The organism is Kitasatospora sp. NPDC056651, assembly GCF_042792155.1.
Taxonomy (GTDB): domain Bacteria; phylum Actinomycetota; class Actinomycetes; order Streptomycetales; family Streptomycetaceae; genus Kitasatospora.
Window position 1 is genome coordinate 1 of the sequence record NZ_JBHTWX010000010.1, and the last position, 13,952, is coordinate 13,952.

At 74.0% G+C, this 13,952-nt stretch carries 16 protein-coding genes; 6 read left to right on the plus strand and 10 right to left on the minus strand.

The window, feature by feature from the left end:
- Positions 1–91 precede the first annotated feature (91 nt).
- The 3 genes from ACFRAR_RS06650 to sigE form a co-directional block, all read right to left on the minus strand.
- Positions 92–526: a sec-independent translocase gene (locus ACFRAR_RS06650; RefSeq protein ID WP_380695488.1), complete on the minus strand. Its 435-nt coding sequence runs from the start codon at positions 524–526 to the stop codon at positions 92–94.
- Between the two features lie 148 nt (positions 527–674).
- Entirely contained in the window at positions 675–1,688 is a 1,014-nt protein-coding gene (locus ACFRAR_RS06655; protein ID WP_380695490.1) for an anti-sigma factor family protein, read from the minus strand.
- Positions 1,685–2,410 (minus strand): RNA polymerase sigma factor SigE, encoded by a 726-nt coding sequence (sigE, locus tag ACFRAR_RS06660; RefSeq protein ID WP_380695665.1) that lies wholly within the window; start codon positions 2,408–2,410, stop codon positions 1,685–1,687. Before sigE ends, ACFRAR_RS06655 begins: the two co-directional genes overlap by 4 nt.
- A 288-nt stretch (positions 2,411–2,698) precedes the next feature.
- Here sigE and ACFRAR_RS06665 point away from each other — a divergent pair, with 288 nt between their 5' ends.
- Positions 2,699–3,331: an O-methyltransferase gene (locus tag ACFRAR_RS06665; protein WP_380695667.1), complete on the plus strand. Its 633-nt coding sequence runs from the start codon at positions 2,699–2,701 to the stop codon at positions 3,329–3,331.
- Positions 3,332–3,438: 107 nt separating this feature from the next.
- Here ACFRAR_RS06665 and ACFRAR_RS06670 read toward each other — a convergent pair whose 3' ends face one another.
- On the minus strand, positions 3,439–3,606 hold the full coding sequence (locus ACFRAR_RS06670) for a DUF3117 domain-containing protein (RefSeq protein ID WP_014137929.1): 168 nt from the start codon (positions 3,604–3,606) through the stop codon (positions 3,439–3,441).
- Positions 3,607–3,903: 297 nt separating this feature from the next.
- Between ACFRAR_RS06670 and ACFRAR_RS06675 the strand changes: the two genes are divergently transcribed.
- A complete protein-coding gene (locus ACFRAR_RS06675) occupies positions 3,904–4,704 on the plus strand; it encodes an enoyl-CoA hydratase-related protein (protein WP_380695492.1) in 801 nt (266 codons plus the stop codon).
- A 46-nt stretch (positions 4,705–4,750) separates the two neighbouring features.
- Here the strand turns inward: ACFRAR_RS06675 and ACFRAR_RS06680 are convergent, their stop codons facing one another.
- Both ACFRAR_RS06680 and ACFRAR_RS06685 read right to left on the minus strand, forming a co-directional pair.
- Positions 4,751–5,335: a DNA-3-methyladenine glycosylase I gene (locus tag ACFRAR_RS06680; protein ID WP_380695494.1), complete on the minus strand. Its 585-nt coding sequence runs from the start codon at positions 5,333–5,335 to the stop codon at positions 4,751–4,753.
- Positions 5,332–5,772 (minus strand): DivIVA domain-containing protein, encoded by a 441-nt coding sequence (locus ACFRAR_RS06685; protein ID WP_380695496.1) that lies wholly within the window; start codon positions 5,770–5,772, stop codon positions 5,332–5,334. Before ACFRAR_RS06685 ends, ACFRAR_RS06680 begins: the two co-directional genes overlap by 4 nt.
- Before the next feature lie 181 nt (positions 5,773–5,953).
- Between ACFRAR_RS06685 and folP the strand changes: the two genes are divergently transcribed.
- On the plus strand, positions 5,954–6,766 hold the full coding sequence (gene folP / locus ACFRAR_RS06690; protein WP_380695669.1) for a dihydropteroate synthase: 813 nt from the start codon (positions 5,954–5,956) through the stop codon (positions 6,764–6,766).
- Positions 6,767–6,776: 10 nt separating this feature from the next.
- On the opposite strand, the gene ACFRAR_RS06695 is transcribed toward folP, so the two are convergent.
- Both ACFRAR_RS06695 and dapE read right to left on the minus strand, forming a co-directional pair.
- The gene (locus ACFRAR_RS06695) at positions 6,777–7,586 is read right to left on the minus strand and encodes a TIGR00730 family Rossman fold protein (protein WP_380695498.1); all 810 of its coding nucleotides are present in this window, start codon (positions 7,584–7,586) and stop codon (positions 6,777–6,779) included.
- 111 nt (positions 7,587–7,697) lie between these two features.
- Positions 7,698–8,774, minus strand: coding sequence for a succinyl-diaminopimelate desuccinylase (dapE, locus tag ACFRAR_RS06700; protein ID WP_380695500.1), 1,077 nt, complete (start codon positions 8,772–8,774; stop codon positions 7,698–7,700).
- A gap of 145 nt (positions 8,775–8,919) precedes the next feature.
- Here dapE and ACFRAR_RS06705 point away from each other — a divergent pair, with 145 nt between their 5' ends.
- Together ACFRAR_RS06705 and ACFRAR_RS06710 are read left to right on the plus strand one after the other, a co-directional pair.
- Complete coding sequence (locus tag ACFRAR_RS06705; protein WP_380695502.1) at positions 8,920–9,990, plus strand: hypothetical protein; 1,071 nt, start codon at positions 8,920–8,922, stop codon at positions 9,988–9,990.
- 304 nt (positions 9,991–10,294) lie between these two features.
- The gene (locus ACFRAR_RS06710; RefSeq protein ID WP_380695504.1) at positions 10,295–11,116 is read left to right on the plus strand and encodes a hypothetical protein; all 822 of its coding nucleotides are present in this window, start codon (positions 10,295–10,297) and stop codon (positions 11,114–11,116) included.
- Positions 11,117–11,211: 95 nt separating this feature from the next.
- On the opposite strand, the gene dapC is transcribed toward ACFRAR_RS06710, so the two are convergent.
- Together dapC and fdxA are read right to left on the minus strand one after the other, a co-directional pair.
- Entirely contained in the window at positions 11,212–12,360 is a 1,149-nt protein-coding gene (gene dapC, locus ACFRAR_RS06715) for a succinyldiaminopimelate transaminase (protein WP_380695506.1), read from the minus strand.
- 20 nt (positions 12,361–12,380) lie between these two features.
- Positions 12,381–12,707 carry a ferredoxin gene (gene fdxA, locus ACFRAR_RS06720; RefSeq protein ID WP_030061559.1) on the minus strand — a complete coding sequence of 109 codons (327 nt, stop codon included), beginning with the start codon at positions 12,705–12,707 and terminating at the stop codon, positions 12,381–12,383.
- A 187-nt stretch (positions 12,708–12,894) separates the two neighbouring features.
- On the opposite strand from fdxA, the gene ACFRAR_RS06725 reads away from it, so the two are divergent.
- Complete coding sequence (locus ACFRAR_RS06725; RefSeq protein ID WP_380695508.1) at positions 12,895–13,878, plus strand: GNAT family N-acetyltransferase; 984 nt, start codon at positions 12,895–12,897, stop codon at positions 13,876–13,878.
- The last annotated feature ends 74 nt before the right edge of the window (positions 13,879–13,952 follow it).

Genomic DNA, 13,952 nt, shown 5'->3' on the forward strand with positions numbered 1-13,952 from the left:
GCACAATAGCGGCGCGCGCGCCACCGCCCCGCTCAGCCGGGTGGCCGGGCGGGGCGGTGGCGCGGCGCCGGGGCGCCGGACGCGGCGCGGATCAGGTGGCGTCGGGGTCGAACGGGGGGCGCTCGCCGGGCGCCAGCGGGGCTCCGGCGGCGGCGGGCGCCGGGGCGGACTTCTCGAAGCTGACGCTGCCGCCGCGGCCGTTGACCGGCGCCGCGGGCTTGTCGTCCAGCACGGAGCGGATGTCCAGCGAGTCCTTCATGTCCTTGAGGCCCAGCGGGTCCTCCTGGTCGCCCAGGAGCTGCTTGCGGACGAAGGTCTTGGGGTTGAGGTCCTCGAACTCGAAGTCCTTGAACTCCGGGCCCAGCTCGCTGCGGATGTCCTCCTTCGCGGTGTCGGCGAAGGAACGGATCTTCCGGATGAAGCCCATGGTGTCCTGGATCAGCTTGGGCAGCTTGTCCGGACCGAAGATGATGATCGCCATGACGATCAGGGTCAGGAGCTCCAGCCCACCTACGTCGCTGAACACCTTTGCTCCCTAGCTCGTCGGACGACGGTTCCTATCAGGGTAATGGCCACCGGCGAGTCCCTGGTCCACGCTGGGATGAAGCCGTGGTAAAGACCTGCCGGTAGCCGAGGTGTCCGGAGCGGGACACCGGTGTCCTTCGAGCGCCGCCCTACCGGGTCTGGTGGCGCAGCGCGGCGATGTCGGCGGCGTAGCGCTCCGGGGAGCCGGGCGGGGTCGCGTCGCGGGTCGCGGCGACCGGGCGGCCGACGAAGTCCACCGGGACCTGCGCGGTCATCGGGACGAGGCCGCCGCGTCCGGCGCCGGAGCCGGGCGGGCTGACGGTGGTGCCGTGGCGTTCCTCGCCCTGGGTGCTGAGCCCGCCGACGCCGCCGAGCGTCACCGCGGCGACGGAGAAGGCACCCGCGGCGGCGAACACCAGCCGGCGCCCGCGCGCGGCGGACCGGAGGGCGGCCGCGGCCGGCTGCGGGCGGGCGGGGGCGGTGGCCTCCGGGCGGGCGGGGGCGGTGGCCTCCGGGCGGGCGGAGCGCCGGCCGATCAGCGGCCGCAGCACCGCGCCGCGCCCGAAGGCGCGCGGGTCGACCCCGGGGACCGGGGAGTCGGCGCCGAGCGCGCCCGCGCCGAAGGAGGCCCCGGCGCCGCGGCCGAAGGAGCCGCCGTCGAGCCGGCTGCCGCCGAGCGTGCCGGTGGCCGCGACCCCGCCGCCGGGCAGGTCGTCGTCGTCATCGCGGCGGCCGCGCCCGGTGGGCCGGCCGCCGTCCGCCGGGGCGTCCTCGGGGAGGTTGCCGACGGCCATCAGGCGGGCCATCAGCGAGGAGGAGGGGCCGGGTGTGCCGGCGCCGGTCAGCAGGTGTTTGACGGCGCGGTCCTCGTCGGCCTCGGCGAGGCACTGCGGGCAGGTCGCCAGGTGCGCCTGGACGCGGTCACGCGAGTCGTGGCCGAGTTCGCCGTCCACGAAGGCGGAGAGGCGCTCACCGAGGTGGTGCTCCTCGGCGGCGGCGGGGCGTACCGGGAGCGCGTGCAGCGCCGTGTCCGCGGGAAGCGCCACCGCCGGCTCGCCGGGCTCGTCGCCTCCGCGGCGGCCCGGCAGGGCCCAGCCCCGTCGGGTCAGGGGCCGGTCGGAGGCGTCCGACCGGCCCGAACCGGACCGGCTGGTTCCGCTCACGATCGCCTCCGTCCGCGCCCACCGGGCGCGACCGCGGCCTCGGCCGCACCGACGCCGACCGGCACCGCCTCCGGCTCCTCCGAGCCGCCGCGGCGCTCACGGCCGGGGGCCGAGCCGGGGGCGCGGTGCTTGAGCGCGGCGCGCAGGTGCGAGCGGCCGCGGTGGATGCGGCTGCGGACGGTGCCGAGCTTGACGCCCAGCGTGGCGGCGATCTCCTCGTACGACAGGCCCTCGATGTCGCAGAGCACCACCGCGGCCCGGAACTCCGGGGCGAGGGTGTCCAGGGCCTGCTGCACGTCGGCGTCGAAGTGGGTGTCGCTGAAGTGCTGCGCCGGGCTGGGCTCGCGGGAGGGGAGCCGCTCGGCCGCGTCCTCGCCGAGCGCGTCGAAGCGGATGCGCTGGCGGCGGCGGACCATGTCCAGGAAGAGGTTGGTGGTGATCCGGTGCAGCCAGCCCTCGAACGTGCCGGGGGTGTAGGTGGACAGCGATCGGAACACCCGGACGAAGACCTCCTGGGTCAGGTCCTCGGCGTCGTGCTGGTTGCCCGTCAGGCGGTAGGCGAGCCGGTACACGCGGGCGCTGTGCGCCTCGACGATCTCCTCCCAGGTGGGCGGAGTCCAGGTCTGCGCGTCGGGACCCTCGGAGAAGGTCGCGAGAGCGGGGGCCCCGGTGGCACCGGCGGCCGCGGGCTGGTCCAGGTCGGTGTGCGCAGGCTGGTTCATCACGGGCTTCGGCGTACGGGTCGACGCGGTGCCGCGGGAGTGCCGCCGCACAGGGACGTCGCCCTCGGCCACACCTCCTCGGTCGGCTCTTCTGCCCAGCAGGGCCACCACCATATCCACCTCACCCGTCAAGCCCGGATAAAAGTGCCCGGGCGGTATCTCGCACCCAGTCCGTCCTGACAACGGCCCGCCGCCGTACGCGGTTCCCGGTCGGCCAGTAATCTGTGCCAGGAAATATCGACATCCTCCGGCACCGGGCCGCCGCCCGGGGCTCCGAAAGAGGCAGCCATCAGCGAGTTCGGGCCCGCGCGCGCGGCCCTCGCCGACACCTACGTGGGCGAGGACGCGGTGCTGACCTACGCCCGGGCGCAGTCCGCGCGGACCGGGATACGGGCGATCGGCCCCAGCGGCGGGGCCTGTCTGCGACTACTGGCAGCCGCGCTCGACGCCAAGGCGGTGGCCGAGATCGGCACCGGCACCGGGGTGTCGGGGGTCTACCTGCTGCGCGGCATGCGGCCGGACGGCGTGCTCACCACGGTCGACTCCGAGCCGGTGCGCCAGCAGCTGGCCCGCGAGGCCTACCAGGCGGCCGGGTTCGCGGCCAACCGCTCCCGGTTCATACCGGGCCGGGCGCTGGAGGTGCTGCCCCGGCTCGCCGACGGCCAGTACGACCTGGTGTTCTGCGACGGCGACCCGGCCGAGTCCTGCGAGTACCTGCTGGAGGCACTGCGGCTGCTGCGGCCCGGCGGGATGGTCTGCTTCGAGGGGGTCTTCCAGGAGGGCCGGCTGGCCGAGCCGGACCTCCAGGACGCGCGGACCGGCGCGGTCCGGGACCTGGTCCGGGACGTGCGGGAGAGCGAGGCCCTGCTGCCGGCGCTGCTGCCGGTGTCGGACGGGCTGCTCTGCGCGATCAAGCGCTGAGCGGTCCGGCCGCGGCGGAGCGCGGAAAACGCGCGGGCCCGGGCCGACATGACGTCGTACCCGGGCCCGGCAGCACATCTCCAGGAGATGGCGAGCACCTGCTGCGGTCAGCCGCAGGCCTTCTTCAGGGCCTCGCCGAGGGCGTCGGCCTCGTCAGGCGTGAGCTCCACCACAAGGCGCCCGCCGCCTTCGAGCGGAACACGCATGATGATGCCGCGCCCCTCTTTGGTGACTTCGAGCGGGCCGTCACCCGTCCGCGGCTTCATGGCCGCCATGCTCGTTCCCCTTCCTGCAACCGCTCAGCTACGCACCGGCAGTCCGTCCACCGCCGGTATCGAACGCATTGATCGGAAGCCATTATCCCGCATGCCACGGGCTGATGACCAACATCACTCTCGGTGCAACCACGACCGGACCGCACCCAACCGCCGCAAACCGCGCCATAAGCCCCGGCGTGGCGGCGGCACGGACACCACCGGAGGGTGCGATACCTCACACTCCCCAGGCCCCCGCGTGCTCCGGCATCCTGACACACAGCACCGACACCGCCACGACTCCGGGAGCCCTCACCCATGTCCGATTCCGTGCAGTACGAGCTGGACGGCGGCCTCGCCGTCATCACCATCAACCGCCCGGAGGCGATGAACGCCCTGGACATCGCCACCAAGATCGCGCTGCGCGACACCATGACCGCCGCGGCCGCCGACCCGGCGGTGCGCGCCGTCCTGCTGACCGGCGCGGGCGAGCGGGCGTTCTGCGTCGGGCAGGACCTGAACGAGCACCTGGCGATGCTGAAGCGGGCCGAGGAGACCGGCGAGGGCGCGCTGCGGACCGTCGCCGAGCACTACAACCCGCTGGTGCGGGCGCTGGCCGGGATGCGCAAGCCGACCGTCGCCGCGGTCGGCGGGGTGGCGGCCGGCGCGGGCGCCTCGCTCGCCTTCGCCTGCGACTTCCGCGTCCTCTCCGACCGGGCGGGCTTCAACACCGCCTTCGCCGGGATCGGGCTGACCGCCGACTCCGGCGCCTCCTGGACGCTGCCCCGGCTGGTCGGGCACGCCAAGGCCACCGAGCTGCTGATGCTGCCCCGGACGGTGAAGGCCGCCGAGGCGATGGAGCTGGGCCTGGCCACCAAGGTGGTCGCGGCCGAGGAGCTCGCCGCCACCGCCCGGGTCTTCGCCCGGGAGCTGGCCGAGGGACCGACCGTCGCCTACGGCGCCATCAAGGAGTCGCTGGCCTACGGCGCCTCCCACTCGCTGGACGAACTCCTGGACAAGGAGGACGAGTTGCAGACGCTGGCGGGCGAGAGCGAGGACCACCGGATCGCGGTGCGCGCCTTCATCGCCAAGGAGAGGCCGAAGTACCTGGGCCGCTGAGGCCGTGGCGCCCCGCCGTTGAGGCCCGGCGGCCGGCCGCCGGGGCTCAGCGCTTCGCGCCGGTGCGGACGTGGCAGTCCGCCAGGTGGTCGTCGACCAGTCCGCAGGCCTGCATCAGGGCGTAGGCGGTGGTCGGGCCGACGAAGCGGAAGCCCTCCTTCTTCAGCGCCTTCGCCAGTGCCGTCGACTCGGGGGTGACGGCCGGCACCTCGCCCAGGGTACGGGGGGCCGGCCGGTCCGGGTCGGCGGCGAACTGCCAGATCAGCGTGTCCAGGCCGCCCTCCAGATCGCGGGCGACCCGCGCGTTGGCGATCGCCGCGTCGATCTTGGCCCGGTTGCGGATGATGCCGGTGTCGGCGAGCAGCCGCTCCTTGTCCGCCTCGCCGAACTCGGCGACCCTGGCGATCTCGAAGCCGGCGAACGCGGCCCGGAAGCCCTCGCGGCGGCGCAGGATGGTCAGCCAGGACAGTCCGGACTGGAAGGCCTCCAGGCAGACCCGCTCGAACAGGGCGTCGTCGCCGTGCACCGGGCGGCCCCACTCGGTGTCGTGGTAGACCCGGTAGTCGTCGGTGGACTCGCCCCAGCCGCAGCGGCGCAGGCCGTCCGCGCCGAGCACCGCGCCGTCCGTCACCGCTCCAGCCCCGGCTTCGCGTCCTCCGGCGCCGGCTCCGCGGCCGACTGCTTGGTGAGCGCCACGGCGGGCTCGACCACCTGGGCGAACTGCTCCAGGCCGGGCAGCGGTTCGGCCGCCGGGTCGGGGGTGCCGGTCGCCTCGACCGCGCCGCGCAGCTGGGCCGCGGCCTCCAACTCGGCGATCCGCGCGTCACGGTAGGCGAGTTCCGCGCCGAGGCGGTCCAGGACGTCGTCCACCTCGTCCATCCGGTAGCCGCGCACCGCCATCGGCAGGCGCAGCTCGTCCACGTCCGCCTTGCCCAGCGGGCGGTCCTGCGGCAGTCGCGCGGAGATGCGGTCCGGTGCCGCCTCCGGCATCGAGCCGCCCCCGCCCAGCGCCACCAGGGCGGCCCCTCCGACCACCACGGCCATGGCGACCACGATCACCCAGAACACGAGCTGTCCTCCCGAACTCCCGGCCGGTCCGCTATGTGGTGGCAGGTAACCACACTGATCATGACAGCATGGTCCCTTAGTGAGGCCGGGGGCCATCATCGCACCCGCAGGAGCTCTGGAGGAGACATCGGTGGCACTGCGCCTGGGACCGCGGGAATTCGGTGACGACGAGCTGGTGATCATGGCGATCGTCAACCGGACACCGGACTCCTTCTTCGACAAGGGTGCGACCTTCGCGGACGAGGCCGCCTTCGCCGCCGCCGACCGGGCGATGGCCGAGGGCGCGGCGATCCTGGACATCGGCGGGGTGAAGGCCGGGCCCGGCGACGAGGTCACGGTCGAGGAGGAACTGCGGCGCACCGTGCCCTTCGTGGCCGAGCTGCGCAAGCGCCACCCCGAGGCGGTGATCAGCGTGGACACCTGGCGGCACGAGGTCGGCGAGGCGGTCTGCGAGGTGGGCGCCGACCTGCTGAACGACGCCTGGGGCGGGGTGGACCCGAAGCTCGCCGAGGTGGCCGCCCGGCACGACGTCGGGCTGGTCTGCACCCACGCGGGCGGCGCCGAGCCCCGCACCCGGCCGCACCGGATCGGGTACGAGGACGTGATGGCGGACATCCTGCGGGTCACCGTGGGGCTCGCCGAGCGCGCGGTGGAGCTGGGCGTGCGGCGGGACGCGGTGATCATCGACCCGGGGCACGACTTCGGCAAGAACACCCGGCACTCGCTGGAGGCCACCCGGCGGCTGCCGGAGATGACCGCGACCGGGTTCCCGGTGCTGGTCTCGCTCTCCAACAAGGACTTCGTCGGCGAGACCCTGGACAGGCCGGTGAACGAGCGGCTGCTCGGCACCCTGGCCACCACGGCGGTCTCGGCCTGGCTGGGCGCCCGCGTCTACCGGGCGCACCAGGTCGCGGAGACCCGCCAGGTGCTGGACATGGTCGCCTCGATCCGGGGCACCCGCCCCCCGGCGGTCGCCCGCCGGGGGCTGGCGTGAGGGACCGCCGTCAGATCCCGTCGGCGGGCCGGCGGGCGTCGGCGAGGATCTTCATGACCTCGTCGACCTCGTCGGTGATGTGGAACAGCTCCAGGTCGTGCGGGGCCGCCTTGCCCTGCGCGACCAGGGTGTTCTTGAGCCACTCGTAGAGGCCGCCCCAGTAGGCGCTGCCGAAGAGGATCACCGGGAAGCGGGTGACCTTCTTCGTCTGCACCAGGGTGAGCGCCTCGAACAGCTCGTCCAGCGTGCCGAGTCCGCCGGGCAGGACCACGAAGCCCTCCGCGTACTTCACGAACATCGTCTTGCGGACGAAGAAGTAACGGAAGTTCAGCCCGAGGTCGACGAACTCGTTGAGGCCCTGCTCGAAGGGCAGCTCGATGCCGAGTCCGACGCTGAGGCCGCCGGCCTCGGAGGCGCCGCGGTTGGCGGCCTCCATCGCGCCCGGGCCGCCGCCGGTGATCACCGCGTAGCCGGCCTCCGCGAGGGCCCGGCCGATGGCGACGCCCGATTGGTACTCGGGCGAGTCGACCGGGGTCCGGGCGGAGCCGAACACGCTGATCGCGGGCGGGAGTTCGGCGAGGGCGCCGAAGCCCTCGACGAACTCGGAGGTGATCCGCAGCACCCGCCACGGATCGGTGTGCAGCCAGTCGGTGGGACCGGTGGTGTCCAGCAGGCGCTGGTCCGTGGTGCTCGTGCCGACCTGGTCCCGGCGCACCAGCACCGGGCCCTTCTGCTTCTCGGGCCAGGCCTTCTTCTTCCGCGGCACCCCGACCTGCTCGGGGCCGTGGCCGTACTGCTTCTCGTCTCCTGTGCCTGTCATGACGGAACCCTACGCCCGCCTTCCCCCGTTTTCAGCCAACGGGGGAAGGTCGGTTGGGCATCCGGAAGGTGGCGTTCGGCTGTTGATCGGACCGGCGGCGTCGGACCGGGCTCAGCTGGTCAGCCAGGCGCGCATCCGGTCCTCGACCTCGGCGATGGCGCTCAGCGAGCAGTACTCCTCGCGCTTGTGCGCCAGGTTCGGGTCACCGGGGCCGTAGTTGACGGCCGGGACGCCGAGCGCGCTGAACCGGGCGACGTCGGTCCAGCCGAACTTGGCCCGGGCCTGGCCGCCGGTGGCCGCCAGGAAGGCCTGGGCGGCCGGCTGGGAGAGTCCGGGCAGGGCACCCGCGGCGAAGTCGGTGACGGTCAGCTCGAAGCCGTCGAAGACCTCGCGCACGTGCTTCTCCGCGTCCGCCTCGTCGCGGTCCGGCGCGTAGCGGAAGTTGACCGTGACGACGCACTCGTCCGGGATCACGTTGCCGGCCACGCCGCCGTCGATCCGCACCGCGTTCAGGCCCTCGCGGTACTCCAGGCCGTCGATCTCCACCCGGCGCGGCTGGTAATTCTCCAGCCGGGTGAGCACCTCGGCGGCGTGGTGGATGGCGTTGTCCCCGAGCCAGCTGCGGGCCGAGTGGGCGCGCGTGCCGGTGAGCCGCACCTGCGCCCGCAGGGTGCCCTGGCAGCCGCCCTCGACCATGCCGCCGCTGGGCTCCATCAGCACCGCGAAGTCGCCGGCCAGCCACTCCGGGCGGTCCCTGACGAGGTGCCCCAGGCCGTTGCGGTGGGCCTCCACCTCCTCGCAGTCGTAGAAGACGAAGGTGAGGTCGCGGTTGGGCTCGGTCACGGTGGCGGCGATGCGCAGCTGGACGGCCACGCCGGACTTCATGTCCGTGGTGCCGCAGCCGTGGAGCAGGTCGCCCTCGACCCATGAGGGGAGGTTGTCGGCGATCGGCACGGTGTCCAGGTGGCCGGCCAGGACGACGCGCTCGGCACGGCCCAGGTTCGTCCGGGCGACCACGTTGTTGCCGTGGCGGTCCACGGTGAGGTGCGGGTAGCCGCGCAGCGCCGTCTCGACGGCGTCGGCGAGCGCCTGCTCGTCGCCGCTCACCGAGGGGATGTCGACGAGCCGGGCGGTCAGCGTGCCGCCGTCGAGGGTGAGGTCCAGGGGCGTCGGGTTCGTGCTGCTCATGGGTGCCAGCCTAATCCGCGGCGCGTCCGCCCGGTGTGGTCGGCCTGTGACACGGATCGGCCCCGGTTCGGCAACCGGGACGCGCCGCACATCCGTCCGAGTGGGTACGGTGTCGGATCAAGGTGCAGGCGCGAGAGGGGCGACGGTGGCCAGGAGAAGGAGCGGCGAGGAACCGGGTGACGGGGCGGAGCCTCGTCGCCGCGGGCCGCTGCGCGCCCTGCTGATGGTGATCGTGGGGCTGCTCGGCCTCGCCCTGGTCGCCGGTCTGGCCGTGGTCGGCGTCTGGTGGTTCGGCTTCAAGCCGGGCGTCTCCGAGGAGTGCACGGTGAAGACCGCGGCCGGCAACGGCACGCTGGAGCTGCCGCAGGCCGCCAACGCCGCGACGATCGCCGCGGTGGCGCGCTCGCGCGGGCTGCCGGACCGGGCCACCACGATCTCGCTGGCGACCGCCATGCAGGAGTCCAAGCTGCGCAACCTGGCGGGCGGCGACCGGGATTCGATCGGCCTCTTCCAGCAGCGGCCGTCGATGGGCTGGGGCACCCCGGCGCAGATCTCGGACCCGGTGTACGCGACCAACAAGTTCCTGGACGGTCTGGTCAAGGTCTCCGGCTACACCCGGCTGCCGCTGACGGACGCCGCGCAGGCGGTGCAGAAGAGCGGCTACCCGCAGGCCTACGCCAAGCACGAGACCAAGGCGACGCTGCTCACCTCGGCGCTGGCCGGCCGCGAGCCCGCCTCGTTCTCCTGCGTGGTGCACGACTACGCCAAGCCGGACCCGGCGGACTCCCCGACCGCCACCCCCGGTGCCTCCCCCACCGCGGGCGCCACCGCCGTGGCCGCAGTGCCGGACCGGACCCAGGTGCTGTCCGACCGGGTGCGCCGGGAGTTCGGCCGCACGGTGACCCCGGCGGCCGGCTACGCCTCGACCATCAAGGGCGCCGAGAACGCCGTCTCGCTGACCCCGGACCCGGCCGCCGCCGCGCTGACCTCCTCCTCGGACGCCGGGGCGGACGGCGGGGTGGGTGCCGAGCGGGCCGGCGGCTGGGGGGTCGCCCACTGGGCGGTCGCCCAGGCCCAGCAGCTGGGCATCGCGACGGTCGCCTACGACGGGAAGATCTGGCGCAAGTCCAAGTCCGAGGACGGCTGGCAGGCCCAGACCTCGGGCACCTCGACCAAGCTCGTCCAGGTCACCCTGGCACCGGTCGACAAGGGCTGACGCACAGGTGTTCGGGTTGCCGCCGAACGGGTGATTCCGGTCAACTCCGGTGGACCGACCGCCCGTTCCGGCGAACCCGGGTGGAGAACCGTCACTTCCCATGGCCGGGGCCGCTTCGGTGATACCCGGCCGACCCCATGGGCGCAGCTGTTGCAGTCACACGATCCGATCATCGGCTGGGCGTCTTCCTTGCACCGGCCGAAACCTTCTGGCTTCTCAAGCGGTAACAACGTCGTCCGCCCGGTCGGCCACGCCAGGCCTCCCGGGTGAACGGGACGGACCCAGACCCCCTTCGAGGAGCCCCATGTCTCACCCCCTCACGCGCCGGATCGCCCAGGCCGCGCTCATCGTGGCCGCCGGAGCGACCCCGCTGGTCGCGGCCGGCTCCGCGTCCGCCCTGGGCGGGGACGCCCTGCTGCCCAAGAGCGACCTCGCGGCACCGCTGGGCCAGCTGACCAACACCGACACCGGTTCCACCCTGCAGCACACCACCCATCAGCTCGGCCAGGCGGCCGGCAGCACCGGCGCGGCCACCGTCGCCGCCGGCGTACCGGCCTCCGCCGACGCCGCGGGCAACATCGTCGCCCAGCAGCTCCCCGAGGCGAACGAGAAGGCCGGTTCGCTGACCGCCCCGGTCGACCAGACCGCGGCCACCGCGGGCGAGCTGTCCTCGGTCACCCCGAAGGTCGCCTCGACGCTGGCCGGCAAGCTCGGCGAGGCCGTCACCGGCAAGAGCGGGACCGCCCCGCGCAGCGCCGACGCCGCCACCGGCCCGCTCGACGGGCTCACCCAGAGCGGCTCGGTCACCTCGGCCCTGCCGGCCACCGGCACGCTCACCGGCGCCGTCCCCGGCGGCACCGCCGTCGCCGACGCGCTGCCGGTCGGCGCGGTGCAGCGCGCGCTGCCGCTCGGCGCGGTCGAGCGCGCCCTGCCGTCCGACGTGCCCGCCACCGACGTGCTCGGCCTGGCCGAGCACGGGTCGGCCAACCGCCTCGGCGGCGCCGACCTCGGCCAGAACAACCCGCTGTCCGGCCTCACCGGCGCCCTCGGCCCGCTCGGCGGCGTGCTGAACAGCCTGGGCGGCGGCGGCCTCAACGGCGGCAGCCTCAGCGGCCTGCCGCTGTAGTCCCCCTCCGCCGCGGCCCCGTTCCGACGGGAACCCCGAAGGGGGCCGGTGTCCGTGACACCGGCCCCCTTCTCCGTACGGTCCGCCGGGAACGGTCAGCGCGCCGCGCCCAGCCGTTCCACGGCCGCGGCGACCCGCTCGTCGGTCGCGGTGAAGGCGACCCGCACGAAGCGGTCGCCGGCCGGCCCGTAGAAGTCGCCGGGCGCGACCAGGATGCCCAGCCCGGCCAGTTCGGCCACGGTCTCCCAGCACGGGCGGTCCTGGGTCGCCCACAGGTAGAGGCTCGCCTCGGAATGCTCGATCCGGAAGCCGTACGCCTCCAGCGCCGCCCGCAGCGCCGAGCGCCGGGCCGCGTACCGCTCCCGCTGCTCGGCCACGTGGGCGTCGTCCGCGAGCGCGGCGACGGTCGCCGCCTGGACGGGCGCCGGCACGATCATGCCGCCGTGCTTGCGCACCTCCAGCAGCTCCTTGACCACCACCGGGTCGCCCGCCACGAAGGAGGCGCGGTAGCCGGCCAGGTTGGAGCGCTTGGAGAGCGAGTGGACGGCCAGCAGGCCCTCGTGGCCGCCGCCGCAGACGTCCGGGTGCAGGACGGAGACCGGGTCGGCCTCCCAGCCCAGCTCCAGGTAGCACTCGTCGCTGACCAGCAGCACCCGGTGCTCCCGGGCCCACTCGACGGCGCGGCGCAGCTCGTCCGCGCCCAGCACCCGGCCGGTCGGGTTGGACGGCGAGTTCACCCAGAGCAGGCGCACCCGGGAGCCGTCCAGCTCGTCCACCGAGTCGTACTCGACCGGCTCGGCGCCGCACAGCCGGGCGCCCACCTCGTACGTCGGGTACGCCAGCCGCGGGTAGGCGACCTGGTCGCCGGGGCCGAGGCCGAGCTGGGTCGGCAGCCAGGCCACCAGCTCCTTGGAGCCGACGGTCGGCAGCACGGCCTGCGGGCCGAGCTCCGCGCCGAGCCGGCGGTGCAGCCAGCCGGCGATCGCCTCGCGCAGCTCCAGCGGGCCCCAGACGGTCGGGTAGCCGGGGGTGTCGGTGTGCGCGGCCAGCGCCTTCCGGATCACCTCGGGGACCGGGTCCACCGGGGTGCCGACGGAGAAGTCGCAGAGGCCGCCGGGGTGGGCCAGGGCGGTCTTCTTGTACGGCTCCAACTTGTCCCAGGGGAACACGGGGAGCCGGTCCGAAACGCGGCGCGCCGCCCCCGGGTGGCCCGGGAACGGCGCGTGCGTGCTGTTGGTGCTCACAGCTGATGTGCCACCGATCGTCAGTGGTCGGCGTTCTGCGGCGGCAGAGCGGCGATGAACGGGTGGTCACGCTCGATCAGGCCGAGCTTCGAGGCGCCGCCGGGCGAACCCAGGTCGTCGAAGAACTCGACGTTCGCCTTGTAGTAGTCCTTCCACTCCTCCGGAGTGTCGTCCTCGTAGAAGATCGCCTCGACCGGGCAGACCGGCTCGCAAGCGCCGCAGTCGACACACTCATCCGGGTGGATGTAGAGCGATCGCTCGCCCTCGTAGATGCAGTCAACCGGGCATTCTTCGATGCACGCCTTGTCCTTCACGTCGACACAAGGCTGCGCGATGACGTAGGTCACGCTGTCGTTCCTCCTCGGAAGGGCCTCGCGGCCCGTTCTGTTCTGCTGCCGTGCGCGGTGAGCGCGGCGTCGTCGATGCCCGCCCCTAGTATCGCGGGTCGGAGCCCGCAAATGCACAGGAGGTGGCCAGATGCCGATCGAGAACCCGCCCGGCGACCGTCCGGAAGTCCGGATAGACCGCTCTGACGTGGGACGACGTGTGTCCGTCCGGCGCCTCGCGGAGTTCGTGGACGACCGGCCGGTGTTCCGGGATTCGATCGGCGTGCTCACATCGTGGGACGATCTTGGATTGACGGTCGCCCCCCGCTCGGGCGAACCGGTGTCCTTCCCGGAGAAGCGCCTGGTCGCGGGGAAGGTCGTGCCGCCGTTCCCGGCCCGGCGCGCTCCGCTGCCGGCCGCCACCGCGGCCGGGCTCCAGCGGATCGCGGGGCGCGGCTGGCCGGCCGTCGAGCAGGAGCCGCTCGGCGAGTGGACGCTGCGCGCCTCGGCCGGGTTCACCCGGCGGGCCAACTCCGTCCAGGCCCTCGGGGAGCCGGGGATGGCGCTGCCTCAGGCGCTGGCGGCCGTCCGCGCCTGGTACGCGGAGCGCGGGCTGCCCGCGTACGTCGAGGTGGTCTCCCCCGGCTCGCCGGAGCCGCTGGTCGCCGAGCTCGACCGGCTGGGGCCCGGGCACGGGCGCTGTCGGGTCCGCACCGCGCCGCTGGCCGCGCTCGCCCGGGCCGGCTCCGGAACGACGGGGGCACCCCCGGCCGGAGGCTGGGGGAGCGTGCGGCTGTCCCGGACGGCGGACACCGAGTGGACCTCGATGTACCGGCGGGTGGGCGACGACCCGGCGGTGGAGGAGGCCGCCCGACAGGTGCTGCACGGCGGCCCCTCGGTCTGGTTCGCCACCGTGCCGGGCGCGGCCGGGCAGCCGCCGCTGGCCATCGGACGCTGCGTCATCGACGGCCCCTGGGCCTGCTTCGGCGCGATCGAGGTCCAGCCGTACGCCCGGCGGGCCGGGCTGGCGACCGCCGTCATGGCGGTGCTCGCCTCACGCGCGGCCGAGGAGGGGGCGAGCGGCGGGTACCTCCAGGTCGAGACGGGGAACGCGGGGGCGAACGCGCTCTATGACGGGCTCGGCTTCACGACCAGTCACACTTACCACTACGCCCTCCTCCCCCAGGAGTAGCGGCCGGCCCGTTCCGTCCGTCCGCTCGTCCGCTCGTCCGCCGTCTTGTCCGCCGTCTTGTCCGTCCGCCGTAC

What these genes read in the sequence shown, in the direction of transcription:
- sigE (WP_380695665.1), bottom strand. Translation starts at nt 2,410, where the DNA reads ATGAACCAGCCTGCGCACACCGACCTGGACCAGCCCGCGGCCGCCGGT.
- ACFRAR_RS06670 (WP_014137929.1), bottom strand. Translation starts at nt 3,606, where the DNA reads ATGGCGGCCATGAAGCCGCGGACGGGTGACGGCCCGCTCGAAGTCACC.
- ACFRAR_RS06675 (WP_380695492.1), top strand. Translation starts at nt 3,904, where the DNA reads ATGTCCGATTCCGTGCAGTACGAGCTGGACGGCGGCCTCGCCGTCATC.
- folP (WP_380695669.1), top strand. Translation starts at nt 5,954, where the DNA reads ATGGCGATCGTCAACCGGACACCGGACTCCTTCTTCGACAAGGGTGCG.
- ACFRAR_RS06695 (WP_380695498.1), bottom strand. Translation starts at nt 7,586, where the DNA reads ATGACAGGCACAGGAGACGAGAAGCAGTACGGCCACGGCCCCGAGCAG.
- dapE (WP_380695500.1), bottom strand. Translation starts at nt 8,774, where the DNA reads ATGAGCAGCACGAACCCGACGCCCCTGGACCTCACCCTCGACGGCGGC.
- ACFRAR_RS06710 (WP_380695504.1), top strand. Translation starts at nt 10,295, where the DNA reads ATGTCTCACCCCCTCACGCGCCGGATCGCCCAGGCCGCGCTCATCGTG.